The organism is Pseudomonas sp. LS_2 (assembly GCF_042709235.1).
In the GTDB taxonomy this organism is placed as follows: Bacteria; Pseudomonadota; Gammaproteobacteria; order Pseudomonadales; family Pseudomonadaceae; genus Aquipseudomonas.
The window spans coordinates 58204-76880 of sequence record NZ_JAVAYC010000007.1 but is presented as its reverse complement, the minus strand read 5'-3'; the positions used below and the strand labels follow the sequence as shown (position 1 = coordinate 76880).

Sequence of the window (18677 nt, the reverse complement as noted above, 5' to 3'; positions counted from 1 at the left end):
GCGGCGCGGTACTTGTAGGAACGGGCTCACCCGCGAATAAGTCGGTACTGGCGGCAGAGGTTCAGGAACGCGCCGGCACCTGCAACCACACCCGCAGTCCGTCGCTGCGGCTGTCGAAGCGCAGGCTGCCGGCGCAGCGCTGGACGATCGCCTGCACGATCGCCAGCCCCAGCCCGCAACCGCCGCTCTGCTGGTTGCGCCAGAAACGTTCGGTAAGGTGCTCGAGGTCTTCTTCGGCGATCCCCGGCCCGTGGTCGCGCACCAGGAAACCGACATGGCCGTCGGCCATTTTTACCTCCAGCTCGACCGCTTCGTTGCCACCGTGGCGCAGAGCGTTGTCCAGCAGGTTGCGCAAGGCCGCCACCGCCAGCGGTGCCGGCATGCCGAGGTAGACTTGGGTAGCCTCCGGCGGCAGGCGCAGCACGATGCGGCGATTATCGCCACCACCGGCATCCTGCACCGCCTGCTGGGCCACCTGCTCGGCACTGCACTGCACGCCATCGTCGAACGACAGGCTGCCCTCGACCCTGGCCAGCATCAGCAACTGCTCCAAGGTGCGGTGCATGCGGTCAGCGCCCTGCTCGGCATGTTCGAGGGCCTGTTCACGCACTGCGCCGTCGGTCATGCGCGCCACCTGGAGGTGGGTCTTGATCGCCGTCAGCGGGCTGCGCAGCTCATGGGCGGCATCGTCGGTCAGGCGGCGCTCGCGCTCGATGGTCTGGGCGATGCGCAGGAACAGCTGGTTCTGGGTTTCCAGTAACGGCTGCAGCTCGCTGGGCATGCCCGCCACCTGCAAAGGTTCGACACTGTCGGCGCGCCGCCTGCGCAAGGCATCGCGCATGCGGTTGAGCGGTTCCAGGCCCTTGCCCAGGCCGATCCACACCAGGCCCAGGCTCCCGAGCAAGGCCACCAGCACCGGCGCCGAGGCTGCCAGCAGTATCGACTGGTTCAGCGCCTCGCGCTCCTGGTGGCGGTCGGCGGTGGTGATGCGTACGTCGCCATGGCTGTAGGTAAAGGTGCGCCACGAAGCGCCGTCGATGGTCTGGTCGCGGAAACCGCTGCGCTCATCGTCCATGCTGCCGTCGTGCTTGTGGTTGCTGGCCAGGATCTCGCCACGCAACGAGCTGACCTGGCAGGCCATGCCGTCCGGCACACTGAACTGGTCGGCCGAGAAATGCGCCTCGCGGCCCTTGACGGTGAGCGGCTGCGGCAACTGGTCGACCAACCCGGCGACCATTCGCGCCGAGGCCACCAGGCGCTGATCGAGGGAGAACATCATCTGCTGGCGCAGGTCGCGCAGCATCCAGGCCGCAGCCAGCGCCCAGATGAGGATGAAGGCACTGCCCAGGATCAGCGACAGGCGCACGCGCAGGCTCATGACGCGACCTCCTCCGGCGCCTGGGCCGGCCCCAGGCGATAGCCCAGCCCGCGCACGGTCTCGACGATACTGTTGCCAAGCTTGCGGCGCAGGTGGTGGATGTGCACGTTCAAGGCGTTGCTCTCGACCTCGTCGCTGAAGCCGTACACGCAGTCCTTGAGCTGTTCGCTGGACAGCACCCGCCCAGGGTTCTGCAACAGCGCCTGGAGCAGCGCCTGTTCACGCCGCGAGAGGTCCACCGGGCGGCCGGCCAAGGTGGCTTCGCAACTGCTTGGGTCGTAGTGCAACGGGCCATGCTCGATGAAGTTCACCGCACGCCCGGCCGCCCGGCGCAACAGGGTATGCAGGCGCGCCGACAGCTCGCGCAGGTCGAACGGCTTGAGCAGGTAGTCGTCGGCGCCGGCTTGCAGGCCATCGACTCGATCAGTGACCGCATCGCGAGCGGTCAGCACCAGCACCGGCAACGCATCGCCCTGCTGGCGCAGGCGTTGCAACAGTTTCAGGCCGTCTTCGTCGGGCAGGCCGCGGTCGAGAATCATGACGTCGAACTGCGCGACCTTGAGCAGCGCATGCGCCGCTCCGGCAGTGGCGACCCGATCCACGGTCAGGCCCTGCGCAGTGAGGCCAGCGCAGATGCCGCTGGCGATCAGATCGTCGTCCTCGCAGAGCAGTACGTGCATGGATGGGGTCTCCAGTGGGCAATTGGGCCATTGCAGCATGGGCTGATTAAGCGAGGATTATGAAGCATTCTATCGACCCCAAGGGTAATGCCGCCGCGCGGCGTAGGATACGATGCGTAAGACAGGGTTAATTTCCGGTTAATCGACCTGCCCCAATATGGCGCAATCATTGCACTACCAAGGCGTAGACATGCGTATCTTCTTGCTTCTACTGACATTCCTGCTCGCCGGCCCACTACAGGCCAACCCGTTCACCCCCAAATCGGATTTCCTGCCGGTGGACCAGGCCTTCGTACTGACGCAGGACCGTCTGCCATCCGGGCAGATGCGCTTGTATTTCCAGATCAAGGACGGCTACTACCTCTACCAGAAGCGCCTGAAGTTCGACGGTATCCCCGCGGCGCTTCACCCGCAGTTGCCTGCGGCGCTGAACCATCACGATGAGTTCTTTGGTGACAGCGCCGTCTATCGCACCGAACTCGAGCTGGTGCTGCCGGCCGACGCCCAGGGGCAATTGCGCCTGGGTTGGCAGGGCTGCGCCGACGCAGGGTTGTGCTACCCGCCACAGACCACGGTGATCGACCTGGGCGGACAAGCCAAGCCTGCGGCCACCGGCCAGGCCATCGAACAGGCTGCCGACCAGGCCCTTGCCAGCGGCCTGCAACAGGCCAGCCTGGCCTGGAACCTGCTGGTGTTCTTCGGCCTGGGCCTGCTACTGGCGTTCACACCCTGTTCGCTGCCGATGCTGCCGATCCTCGCCGGGCTGGTCCTGGGCAACGGCGCCAGCGCCCGGCGCGGCTGGTTGCTGGCGGGTGTCTATGTACTGAGCATGGCCCTGGTGTATGCCGCCCTGGGTGTGATTGCCGCGTTGCTGGGCGCCAGCCTGCAGGCCTGGTTGCAGCAACCCTGGTTGCTCGGCAGCCTGGCCGCGCTGTTCGTGATCCTGGCCTTGCCGATGTTCGGCGCCTTCGAACTGCAACTGCCCGCGGCCCTGCGCGACCGCCTCGACCGCGCCGGGCAAGGCGCCCGTGGCGGCAACCTGTATGGTGCTGCGTTGCTTGGCGTGTTGTCCGGCCTGCTGCTGGGGCCGTGCATGACGGCCCCTCTGGCAGGCGCGCTGCTTTACATCGCGCAGAGCGGTGATGCGCTGCAAGGCGGGCTGGTGCTGTTCAACCTGGGCCTGGGCATGGGCCTGCCGCTGTTGTTGCTGGTGACCCTGGGCAACCGCTACCTGCCTCGCCCCGGCGCCTGGATGAACCTGGTCAAGGGTGTGTTCGGCTTCGTGTTCCTGGCCATGGCCCTGTATACCCTGCGCACCCTGCTGCCCGAACCCCTGCTGCTGGCCCTGGCCGGCGGCTGGCTGATCGCCTTGGCCTGGGCCGCGTGGCCAGCCTTGCAACGCTTGCCCGCACTGCGTGCCCTGCCTTTGCTCGGCGCACTGTGGGGTGGCCTGCTGCTGGTCGGTGCCGCTGCCGGTGGCAACGACCTGTGGCAGCCGCTGCAACCGTTCACCGGTGGCAGCGCGACCCCTGCGCAGGCGAGCGCCCACGACAATGTGATCACCGTCGACAACCCGACCGACCTGCAACGTGAACTGGACGCCGCCAAGGCGCGCGGCCAGTGGGTATTGGTCGACTACTATGCCGACTGGTGCGTCGCCTGCAAGGTCATGGAAAAGCAGGTGTTCGCCCGCGACGACGTGCAGGCCAGCCTGGCTGGTGTGCACCTGCTGCGCCTGGATGTCACCGCCGACACCCCGGCCAGCCGAGAACTGCTGCAACGCTACCAGGTGCCCGGCCCGCCCAGCCTGATCTGGGTCGGCCCGGAAGGCGAGGAGCGCCGCGCCCGCCGCATTACCGGTGAAATCGATGCCGCCGGCTTCCTGCAACATTGGGCCCAGACCAGGAGCCAAGGCTGATGTTGACCGTTACCTTGGGGCCACTGACCATGGCCCTGAACCACCTGCTGCTGCTGGCCGCGCTGGGCATCGCCAGCCTGGTCGGCTGGCGCGTTGCCCGGCGCGGCGGCGAAAGCCCCGAGTCGGCACTGTTCAACCTGTTCCTGATTGGCCTGCTGTGCGCCCGCGCAGGCTTCGTCATCGAATACTGGTCGATGTACAGCGACGACCTGCTGCAAGTGATCGACATTCGCGACGGCGGCTTCCACCCCTGGAGCGGCCTGGCCGGTATCGCCGCCGCAGCCCTGTGGCAGGGCTGGCGCCGCCCCGGCCTGCGTCGCCCGCTGGGTTGGGCATTGTTCAGCGGTGCGCTGTTCTGGGGCCTTGCAAGCCTGGGCAGCCACCTGTACAGCAAGGGCACGGCCTTGCCGGAAATAAGCCTGAACAATGCCCGCGGTGAAGCCGTGGCCTTGCACAGCTACCGGGGCAAGCCGCTGGTCATCAATATCTGGGCGACCTGGTGCCCGCCTTGCCGGCGCGAGATGCCGGTGCTGCAAAAGGCCCAGCATGCCTACCCCCATGTGACGTTTCTGTTCGTCAACCAGGGCGAAAGCCCGGAGATGGTCAGCACCTTTCTCGCCACCACCGGCCTGAGCCTGAACCACGTGCTGTTCGACGGCAGCGGGCGCTTGGCAAGCCAGGTAGGCTCCATGGCCCTGCCCACCACTCTGTTCTACGACGCCGACGGCCGCTTGATCGGCAGTCACCTGGGCGAGTTGTCGCGGGCTAGCCTGCACAACGCCCTGGAACCTTTCGAACGGGCCGCTGCGCCCGCCGCTGCGACACAAGGAAATTGACATGCGATTGAATGCCCTGCTGCCCCTGACCCTGGCCTTGCTGGCCGCGCCGCTGGTACAGGCCGAAGCGCTACCCAAGGCGATCCAGCAACTGGAGGCCAAGGGCGCAAAGATCAAGGGCAGCTTCGATGCCCCCAATGGCCTGCGCGGCTACGCCGCCGAATACCAGAACAACGGTATCGCCCTGTACCTGACGCCCGACGGCAAGCACGTGTTGGTCGGCAGCCTGTTCGACGAACAAGGCCAGGACCTCAGCGCCGAGCCGCTGGAAAAGCTGGTGTACGCGCCGATGAGCAAGGAAATCTGGGCGAAGCTCGAGAAAACCGCCTGGATCGCCGACGGCAAGGCCGACGCGCCGCGCACCCTCTATGTGTTCAGCGACCCGAACTGCCCGTACTGCAACATGTTCTGGCAGCAGGCGCGGCCCTGGGTCGAGTCGGGCAAGGTGCAGCTGCGCCACATCATGGTCGGCATCATTCGCGAGGACAGCCCCGGCAAGTCCGCCGCGCTGCTGGCAGCGAAAGACCCGGTCAAGGCCCTGGAGCAGCATGAGAAAGCCGGCAAGGCCAGTACGCTGAAAGCGCTGGAGAGCATTCCGGCGGCGGTGCAGAAGAAGCTCGACGACAACCAGGCATTGATGGAGCAAATGGGCCTGGGTGCCACGCCTGCGATCTTCTATCTGGATGAGCAAGGGCAATTGCAGAGCCAGCAAGGTGCGCCGCGGCCAGAGATGCTTGGGAAGATTCTCGGGAAGCGGTGACAGCACTGGCTCTTAGCTGCCTGTACTGACCTCTTCGCGGGTTTTGCCCGCGAAGAGTCCAAGTAAAAACAACCTGTTGCCCGCGCCTTACAACCCCTCCAACTCCGCCATCAGGTCACTCAACCGGTCGACCTTCTCCTCATCCAGCACACTTCCCTGCAGCCCCTGCACATACGCCGCCAGCTCCTCCACCGTGCTGCACTCGAACATCGCCCGTAGCGGCACGTTCAGTTGCAGGCGTTTCTGCACCCGCGAGGCGATCTGCGTGGCCAGCAACGAATGCCCGCCCAGTTCGAAGAAGTTGTCGCGTACCCCTACCCGCTCTGCCTTGAGCACATCAGCCCAGATACCGGCCAGGGTTTCCTCCAGCTCATTACGCGGCGCGAGGTATGCCTGGCTGTGCTGGCCGCCAATGTCGATAACCGGCAGCGCCTTGCGGTCGAGCTTGCCGTTGGCGTTGTGCGGCAGGCTGTCGAACCAGCCCCAGTGCAGCGGCACCATGTACTCCGGCAGTTCGGCATGCAGGCGCTGCTTGAGCTGGTCGAGCAGGCCCGCGTCGGTGTCCACGCCCTGGTGCGCGACCAGATAGCCGACCAGGTGCTTGCCATTGACCCCTTCCTGCACCCCCACGGCAGCATCGCGGAGCGATGGCTGCTCATGCAGGCGCGCTTCGATCTCGCCCAGTTCGATGCGGTAGCCGCGAATCTTCACCTGGTGGTCGATACGACCGACATACTCGAGCACGCCATCCGGGCGTCGACGTGCCAGGTCGCCGGTGCGGTACAGACGCTCGCCCGGCGCGCCATGGGGATGCGGGATGAACGCCAGCGCGGTGCGCACCGGGTCGCCGACATAGCCACGGCCAACCCCGGTACCCGACACGCACAGCTCACCCACCGCACCCAGCGGTACCAGGGTCTGGTCCTCGCCGTACAGGTACAGGCGGTTGTTGTCGGTCGGCGTGCCGATCGGCAGGTAGCTGCCCCGGGTCGACTCGGCATCGACGCGGAAGAACGCCACATCGTCCGAACACTCCGCCGGGCCGTAGGCGTTCACCAGGCCGACCTGCGGGTAGCGCTGCAACCATTGAGCGGCCAGCTCCGGCGGCATCGCTTCGCCGGTCGGTAACATCCAGCGCAAGCCATCCAGCGCCTGGTGGTCGTTGGCCAGCATGCCCTGGATCAGCGACGGCACGCTTTCCAGCACGGTGATACCGGTGGCCTGCACGTGCGCCAGCAACCCTTGCGGATCATGGGCGATGGCATTCGGCACGATCTCCACGCGCGCACCGAACAGCGGTGCGGCGAGGAACTGCCACACCGAAATATCGAAGCTCTGCGAGGCGGTCTGGGCGATCACGTCCTGCTCGTCCAGCGCCAGGTAAGGCACCTTGCTCAACTGGTTGTTGAGCATGCCGCGCTGCTCGACCATCACGCCCTTGGGCAAGCCGGTGGAGCCGGAGGTGTAGATGACATAGGCAAGGTTGTCCGGCGCACTGTGGATGCCGGGGTTGCTGCTGGCTGCGTTGCTGGCCTGCACGTCCTCCCACACCAGCAGCCTGGGCCGCACGATGCCGCCGAGCTCATCCAGCAACTGGCGTCCTTGCTCGGCCGTCGCCGCACTGCACACCAACACCGGCGTGCGACTCAGCTCGATGATACGTTGCAGGCGCGCACCCGGCAGGCCGGGGTCCAGCGGCAGGTAGCCGGCGCCAGCCTTGAAGCTGCCGACGATCATGCCCAGCAGCGCCAAGCCACGCTCGGCGAGCAAGGCCACCGGCTGGTCGACCGCCACGCCCGCCGCCAGCAACGCATGGCCCAGGCGGTTGGCCGCCAGGTTCAGCCCGGCATAGTCGAACCACGCCTCCTGGCAACGCGCGACGATACGCCCAGGGTGCGCCGCGACGCGCGCTTCGAACAGCGATACGTAGCTCTGTTCCAGGCTGTAGGCGTGGTCGGTGTGGTTGCAGTCTTCGAGCAGGAAACGTTGCTCTTCGGCGCCCAGCAAGGGTAGCTCGGCCACCTCGTCTTCGAAGCCTTCCACCAGCGCAAGCAGCAGGCGCTTGAACTCTGCCAGCAGACGCTCGACGGTTGGGTAGTCGAAGTAGCGTTGGTCGAACGACAGGTGCAGGCCCAGGTCATCGCCGGGGTAGCACACGGCGGTCAGCGGGAAGTTGGTGTGGGTACGGCCCGAATCGGAGCTGGCGTTCAGGTGCTGGGCATGGTCGAGCACGGCGGTTTCCACCGGGGCGTTCTCGAACACGAACAGGCTGTCGAACAGCGCCTGGCCCTTGGGCAGTTCACTGCACTCCTGGATCGCTACCAGCGGCAGGTACTCGTACTCGCGCAGTTGCATGTTGCGGTCCAACAGGCCTTGCAGCCACTGGCGCACGCTCAGGCTGTGCCCCGCCTCGGGCAGTTGCACGCGCAGGGCGATGCTGTTGATGAACAACCCGACCGTGCGCTGCATCTGCGGCAAGCTCACCGGGCGCCCGGCCACGGTGACGCCGAACACTACGTCGCGCTCGCCACTGTAGCGTGCCAGCACCAAGGCCCAGGCTGCCTGCGCGAACGTGTTGACGGTCAGTTGGTGCGCTTGCGCCAGTTCACGCAGGCGCACGCCGTCGCTCACGTCGAGGCGCGTGTAGCAATCGCCGACCACCATGCCGTCGCCCGCGTGGTCGTGGCGCAGCGGACGGTCGCAGGGGATCGCCGTGGCGCGCTCGAAACCGGCCAGGTTGGCCTGCCACCAACCACGTGCCTCATCCAGGTCCTGGCGTTGCAGCCAACCGATGTAGTCGCGATAACGCGGCGGCACCGGCAGTTGCGCCTGGCGACCCTCGCCCAGGGCCTGGTAGAGCTCGAAGAAGTCGTTCATCAGCAGCGAGCGGCACCAGGCATCGATGAGGATGTGGTGGTTGCTCATCATGAACCAGTAGCGCTCGTCGGCCACCCGTACCAGGCGCAGGTGGAACGGCGCCTCGCGCAGCAGTGCGAAGCCGGCCTCGCGTTCGGCCTTGTGCAACGCTTGCAGGCGCGCTTCCTGGGCAGCGGCGTCGAGTTCACGCCAGTCCTGGTAGTCCACCGGCGTATTGCCCGGCTTGTGGATGATTTGCAGCATTGCCTCGCCGGCATTCCAGCTGAACGAAGCACGCAGGGCCTCGTGGCGCGCGACCACGGCCTGCCAGGCGGCAGCGAAGCGCTGCGGGTCGAGGGCGCTGTTGATGCGGTAGCGGTCCTGCATGTAGTAGATGCCGGTGCCAGGCTCCAGCAGCGTGTGCAGCAGCAGACCTTCCTGCATCGGCGTCAGCGGATAGACGTCTTCGATCTGCGCGGCCGGTACCGGCAAGGCATCGATCTGTTCCTGGGTCAATTGCGCCAGCGGGAAGTCCGACGGCGTGAAGCTGCCGCTACCCTCCGCCAGGCAGTGCTCGACCAGCGCCAGCAGTTCGCGGCGATAAGCCTCAGCCAGGGCGGCGATGGTCGCCACGGCGTAGCGCTCGGTGCTGAAGGTCCAGCGCAATTGCAGGGCTGCGCCGTACACCTGGCCGTCGACACTGAGCCAGTTGGGCAGCGGCGCGTCCAGGTCATGGGCAAGACCGGTGGGGGCGTCGAGCGGCTGGAACAGTGCCTTGGCGTCGAACTGCTGGTCGAACTGGCCCAGGTAGTTGAAGGTGATGCGCGCCTGGGGCAGCGCGGCCATGCGCTCACGCCCGGCGCTGTCGGCCAGGTAGCGCAGCACGCCATAGCCCAGGCCCTTGTGCGGCACCTGGCGCAGTTGCTCCTTGATGCCCTTGATCGAGGCGGCGCGGGCTGCGTCGTGGTCACCGGCCACCGGGCTCAGGCGCAGCGGGTAGGCGTTGGTGAACCAGCCAACGCTGCGGGTCAGGTCGATGTCCTCGAACAACGCCTCGCGGCCATGGCCTTCCAGTTGCACCAGCACGTCGCCGTGGCCGGTCCAGTGCCCGAGCGTGCGGGCCAGTGCGGTCAGCAGCAGGTCGTTGACCTGGGTGTGGTAGGCCGCTGGCGCCAGTTGCAGCAGCCGACGGGTCTGCTCGACGTCCAGGCCAATCGCCAAGGTACGGGCGTGGCGGTACAGGTTGCCGCCTTGCGGATGGTCGCAGGGCAGCTCGTGCTGCACGCTGGCCAGTTGCTCTTCCCACCAGCCCTGCTCGTCACGCAGCGAGTCGCTGCCGGCGTAGTGGGTCAGGCGCGCGGCCCAATCGCCCATGGCGTGGGTCTTGGCCGCGAGGGCTTCGCCACGGTACAGCGCCTGAAGGTCTTCGAGCAGTACCCGCCAGGACACGCCATCGACCACCAGGTGATGGATCGCCAGCAACAAGCGTTGTTCGCCCTGCCCGTCGCTGACCAGCAGGCCGCGCAGCAATGGACCTTCGACCAGGTCCAGGCTGCGCTGCACATCGGTGTACAGCGCCTGGCAATCGTCGAGGTCGGCGACCGTCGCGCTCCACAGCAGCGGCTGTGCGCCCGGCTGGCCGTAGTCGCCCTGCCAGCGGCCTGCCACCTGGGTGAAACGCAGGCGCAGGCTGTCGTGGTGCTGTACCAGTGCGTCCAGTGCGCGTTCCAGTTCGGCGGCCTGCACGGGTTGGCGCAGTTGCAGCAGCACAGCCTGGTTCCAGTGCTGTAGCTGGGCCACGTCGCTGTCGAAGAACCAATGCTGGATCGGCGTCAACCCGACACTGCCTGTGCGGGCGCCCTGGTCGATGCCGCTGGCTGCGGCTTCCTGGCGCACTACCGCCGCCAAGGTCTGGATGGTCTGGTGCTGGAACAGATCGCGCGGGGTGAACTGCAGGCCCAGTTGGCGTGCGCGGCTGACCACCTGGATCGACAGGATCGAGTCGCCGCCCAATTCGAAGAAGTTGTCCTGCATGCCGATGCGCGAAACGTTGAGCACTTCACGCCATACCTGCGCCAGGTGTTCTTCCACGGCGTTGGTCGGGGCCTGGTAGTGCTGGCGCGCCTGCTGCAGGTCCGGCGCAGGCAGGGCGCGCCGGTCGAGCTTGCCATTGCCCATCAGCGGCAGGCGCTCGAGCACCACCAGGTGCGCTGGCACCATGTAGTCCGGCAGGTGCTGGCGGGCGTGGGCTTTCAGCGCATCGCGCAGCAGTGCCTGGGCGCTGGCATCGGCGCAGGCCTGGGCACCCACCAGGTAGCCCACCAGCTGCTTGCCGCCTGGCAGGTCGAGCGCCGTCACCACTGCTTCGGCGACCTCGGGGTGCTCTTGCAGGCGGCTTTCGATTTCCCCCAGTTCGATGCGGAAACCGCGAATCTTCACCTGCTGGTCGGCCCGGCCAATGTACTCCACCTGACCATCGGCACGCAGGCGCACCAGGTCGCCGGTGCGGTACAGGCGCCCACCACAGTGGCTGAACGGGTCGGCAACGAAGCGCTCGGCGCTCAGCCCTGGGCGGTCGTGGTAACCCTGGGCCAGGCCCGCGCCGCCGATATACAGTTCGCCGATACCGCCCTGGGGCAGCAGCGCCAGGTCTTCGTCGAGGATGTAGGCGGTGCGGGCGCCAATCACCCGGCCGATCGGCACGCTGCCGGCCTCCTCGGGCAGGGCCTCGGGGGCCAGGCAGGCCAGCGGCATCACCACCGTTTCGGTCGGGCCATAGGCGTTTATGAACTGCTGCGGCGCGAAGGCTTCGCGGATACGTTGCAGGTGCTCGCCGGTCAACGCCTCACCACCGGTGATCACCAGGCGCACCGGCAACTGCTCGCCGCACCCGGCGAGGTATTGGGCGAGTTGGCTGCCATAGCTGGGGGTGAAGCCCAGAATGCTCACTTGCTGCTCGCGCACCAGTTGGCAGATTTCCTCGGCGCCCCATTGCCCCTGGCCACGCAACACCACGCGGGCACCGCACAGCAGGGGCGTCAGCAGGCGCTCGCTGGCGGCGTCGAAGTTGATCGAATAGAAATGCAGCTCGCAATCGTCGCTGCGCATGCCGAAGTCGGCGATGACTGCCTGGCAGTGCATGGCGATCTCGCCATGGCTGACCACCACGCCTTTGGGCTTGCCAGTGGAGCCGGAGGTGTAGATCAGGTACGCCGGGTGTTGCGGCAGGTTGAGGTTATCCAGGGGCGCGTCGCTGTACCCCGACAGTGCAGGCGTGTCGTCCTCCAGGCACCAACCCGCCACGCCCTTGGGCAGTTCACCCAGGGTATCGAGCAGCGCACGCTGGCCGATCAGCAGGCCCAGGCGACTGTCCTCGATCATGTAGCGCAGGCGGTCGAGCGGGTATTCCGGGTCCAGCGGCACGTAGGCGCCACCGGCCTTGAGAATGGCCAGCAGGCCGACCACCATCTCCAGCGAACGCTCCAGCGCCAGGCCCACCCGCACCTGCGGGCCAACACCTCGCTCGCGCAGGGCGCGGGCCAGGCGGTTGGCTTGCCGATCCAACTCGGCATAGCTCAGGTGCTGACCTGCGAACGTCAGCGCCAGCGCCTCGGGGCTGCGCTCGGCCTGGGCCGCGAACAGTCCGTGCAGGGTCTGGTCGAGCGCGAAGTCCTGCTCGCCTTGCAGCTGGCCAACCAGCACCTGCTGTTCGGCACCACTGAGCATCGGCAGTTCACACAGGCGCTGCTGCGGGTCGTCGAGCAGCCCCACCAGCAACCGCTGCCAATGCTCGGCCATGCGCGCGATGCGCGGCGCGTCGAACAGGTCGCGGCTGTAGGTCAGGCAGCAGCCCAGGCGGCCGTCGAGGTCGGTCACTTCCAGGTACAGGTCGAACTTGGTGGCGCTGGCGTCGTTGACCAGGTAGTCCACCTGCATGCCGGCCAAGCTGCGGCTTTGCTGGAAAGCCCAACGCTGCACGTTGCACATTACCTGGAACAGCGGGTTGTAGGCGCTGGAACGTGGCGGTTGCAGGGCGTCGACCAGTTGATCGAACGGCAAGTCCTGGTGCGACTGGCCTTCGATCGCGGCCTGGCGCACCTGCTCCAGCAACTCGGCGCCGCGCATCTGCCCGTCCAGCTCGCAGCGCAGCACCTGGGTGTTGAGGAAGGCACCGATCAGCCCTTCGCTTTCCGGGCGGATACGGTTGGCCACTGGCGCGCCGATGCGCAGGTCGCGCTGGCCGCTGTAGCGGTGCAACAAGGCGGCCAGGGTGGCGGTCATGGTCATGAACAGGGTCAGACCGTGCTGGCTGTTGAAAGCATGCACGCGCTTGACCAACGCCGGGTCGAGGTCGAAGCGATACAGCTCGCCGCGGTGGCTTTGCACCGGCGGGCGGGGGCGGTCGGCGGGCAAGGCCAGCACCGGGTGCTCGTCGCCCAGGCGGGCCTTCCAGTAGGCCAACTGGCGGGCGCCCTCGCCGCCCTCCAGCCACTGGCGCTGCCAGACGCTGTAGTCGAGGTATTGCACCGGCAAAGGCGCCAGCGGCGATTCGCGCTCGTCAACGAAGGCTTCGTACAGCTCGCCCAGTTCTCGGGCGAAGATGTCCATGGCCCAACCTTCGGTGACGATATGGTGCAGGGTCAGCACGAAGTAGTGTTCGCGCTCGTCGGCCTTGACCAGGCAGGCACGCAGCAGCGGGCCACGCTCCAGGTCGAAGGCCTGGTGCGCCTGTTCGTCGGCCAGTTGTTGCAGGCTTTGCTGGCAGGCCTCGGCGGGTTGGCTGCTGAAGTCATGCCAGGCCAGTTGCACAGGGGTGTCGTCGGCCACGCATTGGTATGGCACGCCGTCGATGCTCGGGAAGGTAGTGCGCAGGGTTTCGTGGCGCACCACCAAGGCCTGCAAAGCGCGCTCGAAGGCATCGACGTGCAGCGTGCCTTGCAGGCGCGCCATGCCGCCGACGTTGTAGGCCGGGCTGTCGGGTTCCATCTGCCAAAGGATCCACATGCGCTGCTGGGAATGCGACAGCGGCACTGCCTGGCGGCGGTCGACCCGGGCGATCTGCCCTTGCAGGTTGCGCTCGCCGTTGTCGCGGATACGCGCGACCTCGGCACAGAAGGCACCCAGCTCGCTGGCCTCGAACAGTGCCTTGAGCGGCAATTCCACATCGCAGGCCTGGCGAGTACGCGAGACGATCTGGGTCGCCAGCAGCGAGTGGCCGCCAAGGGCGAAGAAGTCGTCGTTCAGGCCGACCTGCGGCAGGTTCAGCACCTCGCGCCAGATCGCCGCGACCTGACGTTGCAGTTCGCTCTGCGGCTCAACGTGCTCGCGTTGCTGCCAGGCAGGCGCCGGCAAGGCCTTGCGCTCGACCTTGCCGCTCGGGCCCAGGGGCATCTGCGCCAGGTGGATCAACTGCGCAGGCACCATATAGCCCGGCAGTTGCGCGGCCAAGGTCGCCAGCAGCGCGTCGGTCTGCTCGACACCACTGTAGTAGCCGACCAAGTGGGCACCGACGGCGTCCTTGTGGATCAGTACCAGCGCCTGTTCGACGCCCGGCTGGGCCAGCAGCGCGGCCTGCACTTCCTCAGGCTCGACGCGGAAACCCCGCACCTTGACCTGCTGGTCGAGACGGCCGAGGTATTCCAGCGCCGCGTCGCGTACCAGCCAGCGTGCGCGGTCGCCGCTGCGGTACAGGCGCTGGCCGTTGCCATCGGGCTGCGGCACGAAGCGTTCGGCAGTCAGCCCCGGTCGACCCAGGTAGCCACGGGCCAGGCCCGCGCCACCCAGGCACAACTCGCCCGGCACGCCAGGTGCGCTCGGCTCGAACTCATCGTCCAGCACGCGGCACAGCACGTTACCCAGCGGGCGGCCTATCGGCGAACGCTCGCCGTCCTCGCGGCGGCAATGCCAGTGGGTGACGTTGATGGCGGTTTCGGTCGGGCCATAGCGGTTGTGCAACTGAACCTGTGGCAGCAGTTGCAAGGTGCGATCACGCAGGCGGGCCGGCAGCGCTTCGCCGCCGGAGAACAAGCGACGCAGGCTGCTGCAACCTGCGGCCAGGGGTTCGTCGACGAACGCCTGCAACAGCGGCGGCACGAAGTGCAGTGTGGTCACCTGGTGTTGCTGCACCAGCTCGGCGATGCGCTTGGGGTCGCGGTGCTCGCCGGGGCCGGCCAGCAACAGCTGACAGCCGGTGACCAGCGGCCAGAAGCACTCCCATACCGACACGTCGAAGCTGATCGGCGCCTTCTGCATCAGTACATCGCTGGCGTCCAGCGCATAGCTGGCCTGCATCCATTGCAGGCGCTCGGCCAGGGCCGCGTGGGTGTTGCCCACGCCCTTGGGCTGGCCGGTGGAGCCGGAGGTGTAGATCACGTAGGCCAGGTTGTCGCCATCGAGGTGCAGGCCTGGGGGCTGGGCAGGCCAGCTGTCCAGGTGAAGTTGGTCGAGGGCGATGGTGCTGATGCCCGGCACCTGCGGCAAGCGCTCCAGCAGCGTGCTGTAGGTGAGCAAGAGGCCAGCACCGCAATCGGCCAGCATGAAGCAAAGGCGCTCGGTGGGGTAGTCGACGTCCAGCGGTACGTAGGCGCCGCCGGCCTTGAGGATGGCCAGCAGGCCGACCAGCAACTGCGGCGAACGCTCCACGGCGATGGCCACGCAGGTGTCCGGGCCGACGCCCTTGTCGCGCAGGTAGTGGGCCAGGCGGTTGGCCTGCTGATGCAGGGTGGCGTAGTCGTACTGGCCGCCCTCCCACAGCAGCGCGGTGCTCGAAGGCGTGCGGCGGGCCTGTTCGTTCAGTTGCTCGACCAGCAGGCGCGGCGCGGCGGGCGCCGGGGCTTGGCCCCAAGCCAGCAGTTGCGCGCGGCCTTGGGCATCGAGCAGTTGCACCTCGCCCAGGGCCAGCTGCGGCATGGCGCACACCTGTTCGAGCAGCGCCAGCAGGTGGTTGGCCAAGCGCTGCACGGTCGCGGCTTCGAACAGCTCGGCGGCGTAGTCGAAAGCCAGGCTCAGGCGGCCCTGATGGTCTTCCTCGCTATGCAGTTGCAGGTCGAACTTGGCTTCGCGGCTGTGCCAGGGCAGCTCTTCGGCGAGCAGGCCCGGCAGGCGGCGCAGCGCCGACAGGTCGCGCTGCTGGTGGTTGAACATGACCTGGAACAGGCCCTGCTCGCGGGCATCGGGCAGGGCTTCGAGCAGTTGCTCGAAAGGCAGGTCCTGGTGCGCCTGGGCACCGAGGGTGGCGCTGCGAACCTGGGCGAGCAGTTGGTCGAACGGCAGGCGCCCATTGAGCTCGGCGCGCAGTACTTGGGTGTTGATGAAAAAGCCGACCAGCCCTTGGGTTTCCAGGCGCGGGCGGTTGGCATTGGGCACGCCGACGCGGATCTCGGTCTGGCCGGTGTAGCGATGCAGCAGGCCTTGCCAGCCGGCCAGCAGCACCATGAACAGGCTGGCTTGCTGCTCCCGGGCCAGATTGCGCAAGGCCTCGGAAAGCTTGCCCGGCACCTTCACTTGCAGGCGTGCGGCACGTTTGTCGCGCTGGGCCGAGCGCGGCTGGTCGCTGTGCAGGTCGAGCACGGGCAACTCATCGCCCAGTTGGGCTTTCCAGTATTCGAGCTGACGGGCAGCCTCGCCGTCTGCCAGCCATTGGCGCTGCCAATTGCCGTAGTCGGCGTAGCCCAGCCCCAGCGGCGCCAAGCTGGCTGGTTGGCCTTGGCAGTGGGCGGTGTACAGCCGGGCGAATTCGTCGAGCAGGATGTTCAGCGACCAGCCGTCGGCGACGATGTGGTGCAGGGTCACCCACAGTTGGTGCTCTTCGTCATCCAGGCGCGCCAGGGTTACTCGTAGCAGCGGGCCTTCGCGCAGGTCGAACGGTTGCTGCGCCTCATGTTCACGGCGGGCACCGACTTCGGCCATGCCCAGGCCTTCCACGTCGATGCGTTGCAGGGTCAAGGGCTGAGACGTCAGCACCTGCTGCATGGCCTGGCCATCGATTTCGCTGAACACCGTGCGCAGCGACTCATGGCGTTCCACCAGGGCCTGGAAGCTGGCCTCGAGCGCGGCTTCGTCCAACTCGCCACGCAGGTGCAGGCCGGCAGGAATGTTGTAGGCCGCCGACTGCGGCTCCAGCTGCCACAGCAACCACAGGCGGTTCTGTGCCAGCGACTGGGGCAGTGCCTGGCCCCGTTCGAGGCCGACGATGGCGCCTGCCCCGTTACCGCCTTCGGCCAGCACCGCTGCCACGGCAGTGCTGTATTCGGCCAGGGTTGGTGCCTCGAACAGCGTGCGCAGGGTCAAGGTGACGCCCAGCTCATCGGACAGACGTGCAGTCACCTGGGTGGCGGCGATGGAGTTGCCGCCCAGCAGCAGGAAGTGGTCGTCCGCCGCCACCGTCTCCACCTTCAGCAGCTCGCGCCACACCTGGGCGATGCGTCCCTGCAAACCGTCATCAGCAGCCTGCTCGAGCCTGGCCTGGGTATCGGGGAAGCGTGCATAGCAGTCCAGGCTACCGTCGTTCATACGCAGGCGGCAGGCCGAGCGCTGCAGCTTGCCGCTGGAGGTCTTGGGCAAGGCACCGGGGTTGAGCAACAACACCACCGCAGGGGCCTGGCGGCAGGCATCGGCGATGACCTGGCGCAGGGTGTTGATCAGGTCCTGAGGCTTCACCGCCTTCTGTACGTTACGGCTGATCTCCACCGCTACGCCAATGCCCTCCTCGCCCCGGTCATCCACGGCAAATACCGCCACCCGGCCTTTGCGCAGCAGGTCGACCTCACGTTCCAGGGTTTTCTCCAGGTCCTGCGGGTAGAGGTTCTGCCCACGTACGATGAGCATGTCCTTCAGGCGCCCGGTGACGAACAGTTCGCCGTCGCGCATGAAGCCCAGGTCGCCGGTGCGCAGCCAGGTCTGGCCGTCCTGCTCGACGAAGGTGCGGGCACTGGCCTCGGGGTTGCGCCAATAGCCCAGGGCGATGCTCGGGCCACCGGCCCAGATCTCGCCGACCAGGTTGTCACCCAGCAGCTCCAGACGCTGCGGCTCGACGATGCGCACCGCATGGCCGGGCTGCGGGTAGCCGCAGCTCATCAAGACGCTGCCCTTGCCGGCTTGCACGCGGTTGGCGGCGAAGGCCTCGGCGTCCAGCTCAAGCGCCGCGATACCCTGGCCACGGTGGCTACCACTGACGAACAAGGTGGCCTCGGCCAGGCCGTAGCTGGCGAAGAAGCTGCGGGTCTGGAAGCCGGCGGCGGCGAACGTATCGGCGAAGGTGGCCAGGCTGTCCTGGCGAATCGGCTCGGAGCCGGAATACGCCACGCGCCAGCGGCTCAGGTCGAGCCCGGCCAGGGCCGTCTCGCTGACCCGCTCGCTGCACAGGCGGTAGGCGAAGTCCGGGCCGCCGCTGATGGTGCCGCCGTATTCACTGATCGCTTGCAGCCAGCGCAACGGACGGGCGAGGAAGTAGCTTGGCGACATCAGCACGCAGGGCACGCCGCTGAAGATCGGTTGCAACAGGCCGCCGATCAAACCCATGTCGTGGTACAGCGGCAGCCAGCTGACGATCACGTCGTCGGGGTTCAGGTCGATGCCGAAACCCTGGCGGATCAGTTGCTCGTTGGCCACCAGGTTGCCGTGACTGACCTGCACGCCCTTGGGCAGTGCGGTGGAGCCGGAGGTGTATTGCAGGAAGGCGATGTGCTGGCCTTCGAACGCAGGCGTGCGCCAGGCATCAGCCAGGCTCGGTGCCAGGCCGTCGACGGTGAACAGCTGCGGGCCATGCTCGCTGGCCAAGGCATCAAGGCCCTGCAAAGTGCCCCGTAGCGCTTCCACTGTCAGCAGCAAACGTGGTTGGGCATCGTCGATGATCGACAGCAGGCGCTCCTGGTGGTGTTGGCGCGAGGACTCCGGCGGGTAGGCCGGCACAGCGATAACGCCGGCATACAGGCAGCCGAAGAACGCCGCGACGTAGTCCGGGCCACTGGGGAACAGCAGTACCGCGCGGTCGCCGAAATCAGCCCTGGCCTGCAAGGCAGCGGCGAGGGTGCGGGCACGCAAGTCCAGTTCGCGGTAGCTGAGCACTGCCTGGTCGCGAGGGTCGTCGGCCAGGAAGCGCAGGGCGACCTGGTCCGGGGTGCTTGCGGCGCGTTGCGCCAGGGCCTGGACCAGCGTGCGCGGGAGTTCGAAGGCGTCCGTCATGGGGTGTTCCTGCCAGTGTCTGGTGAAGCCGGGCCGGGGCGTGGCCTCGCGCAGGGGGCGGGCGGTG

At 67.1% G+C, this 18677-nt stretch carries 6 protein-coding genes; 3 read left to right on the top strand and 3 right to left on the bottom strand.

All coding sequences use genetic code 11. The annotated features are described in order from the left end of the window. Positions 1 to 61: 61 nt before the first annotated feature. Complete coding sequence (locus RAC97_RS08680; RefSeq protein ID WP_375100929.1) at positions 62 to 1378, bottom strand: ATP-binding protein; 1317 nt, start codon at positions 1376 to 1378, stop codon at positions 62 to 64. Further along, complete coding sequence (locus RAC97_RS08675) at positions 1375 to 2058, bottom strand: response regulator (RefSeq protein ID WP_375100928.1); 684 nt, start codon at positions 2056 to 2058, stop codon at positions 1375 to 1377. Before RAC97_RS08675 ends, RAC97_RS08680 begins: the two co-directional genes overlap by 4 nt. A 190-nt stretch (positions 2059 to 2248) precedes the next feature. Between RAC97_RS08675 and dsbD the strand changes: the two genes are divergently transcribed. The 3 genes from dsbD to dsbG are packed head-to-tail and all read left to right on the top strand — an operon-like array spanning position 2249 to position 5572. Next, the gene (dsbD, locus tag RAC97_RS08670) at positions 2249 to 3976 is read left to right on the top strand and encodes a protein-disulfide reductase DsbD (protein ID WP_375100927.1); all 1728 of its coding nucleotides are present in this window, start codon (positions 2249 to 2251) and stop codon (positions 3974 to 3976) included. Continuing rightward, a complete protein-coding gene (locus RAC97_RS08665; RefSeq protein ID WP_375100926.1) occupies positions 3976 to 4812 on the top strand; it encodes a prolipoprotein diacylglyceryl transferase family protein in 837 nt (278 codons plus the stop codon). Before dsbD ends, RAC97_RS08665 begins: the two co-directional genes overlap by 1 nt. 1 nt (position 4813) lies before the next feature. Further along, a complete protein-coding gene (gene dsbG / locus RAC97_RS08660) occupies positions 4814 to 5572 on the top strand; it encodes a thiol:disulfide interchange protein DsbG (RefSeq protein WP_375100925.1) in 759 nt (252 codons plus the stop codon). An 87-nt stretch (positions 5573 to 5659) separates the two neighbouring features. On the opposite strand, the gene RAC97_RS08655 is transcribed toward dsbG, so the two are convergent. Further along, a complete protein-coding gene (locus RAC97_RS08655; RefSeq protein WP_375100924.1) occupies positions 5660 to 18610 on the bottom strand; it encodes a non-ribosomal peptide synthetase in 12951 nt (4316 codons plus the stop codon). Between the last annotated feature and the right edge of the window lie 67 nt (positions 18611 to 18677).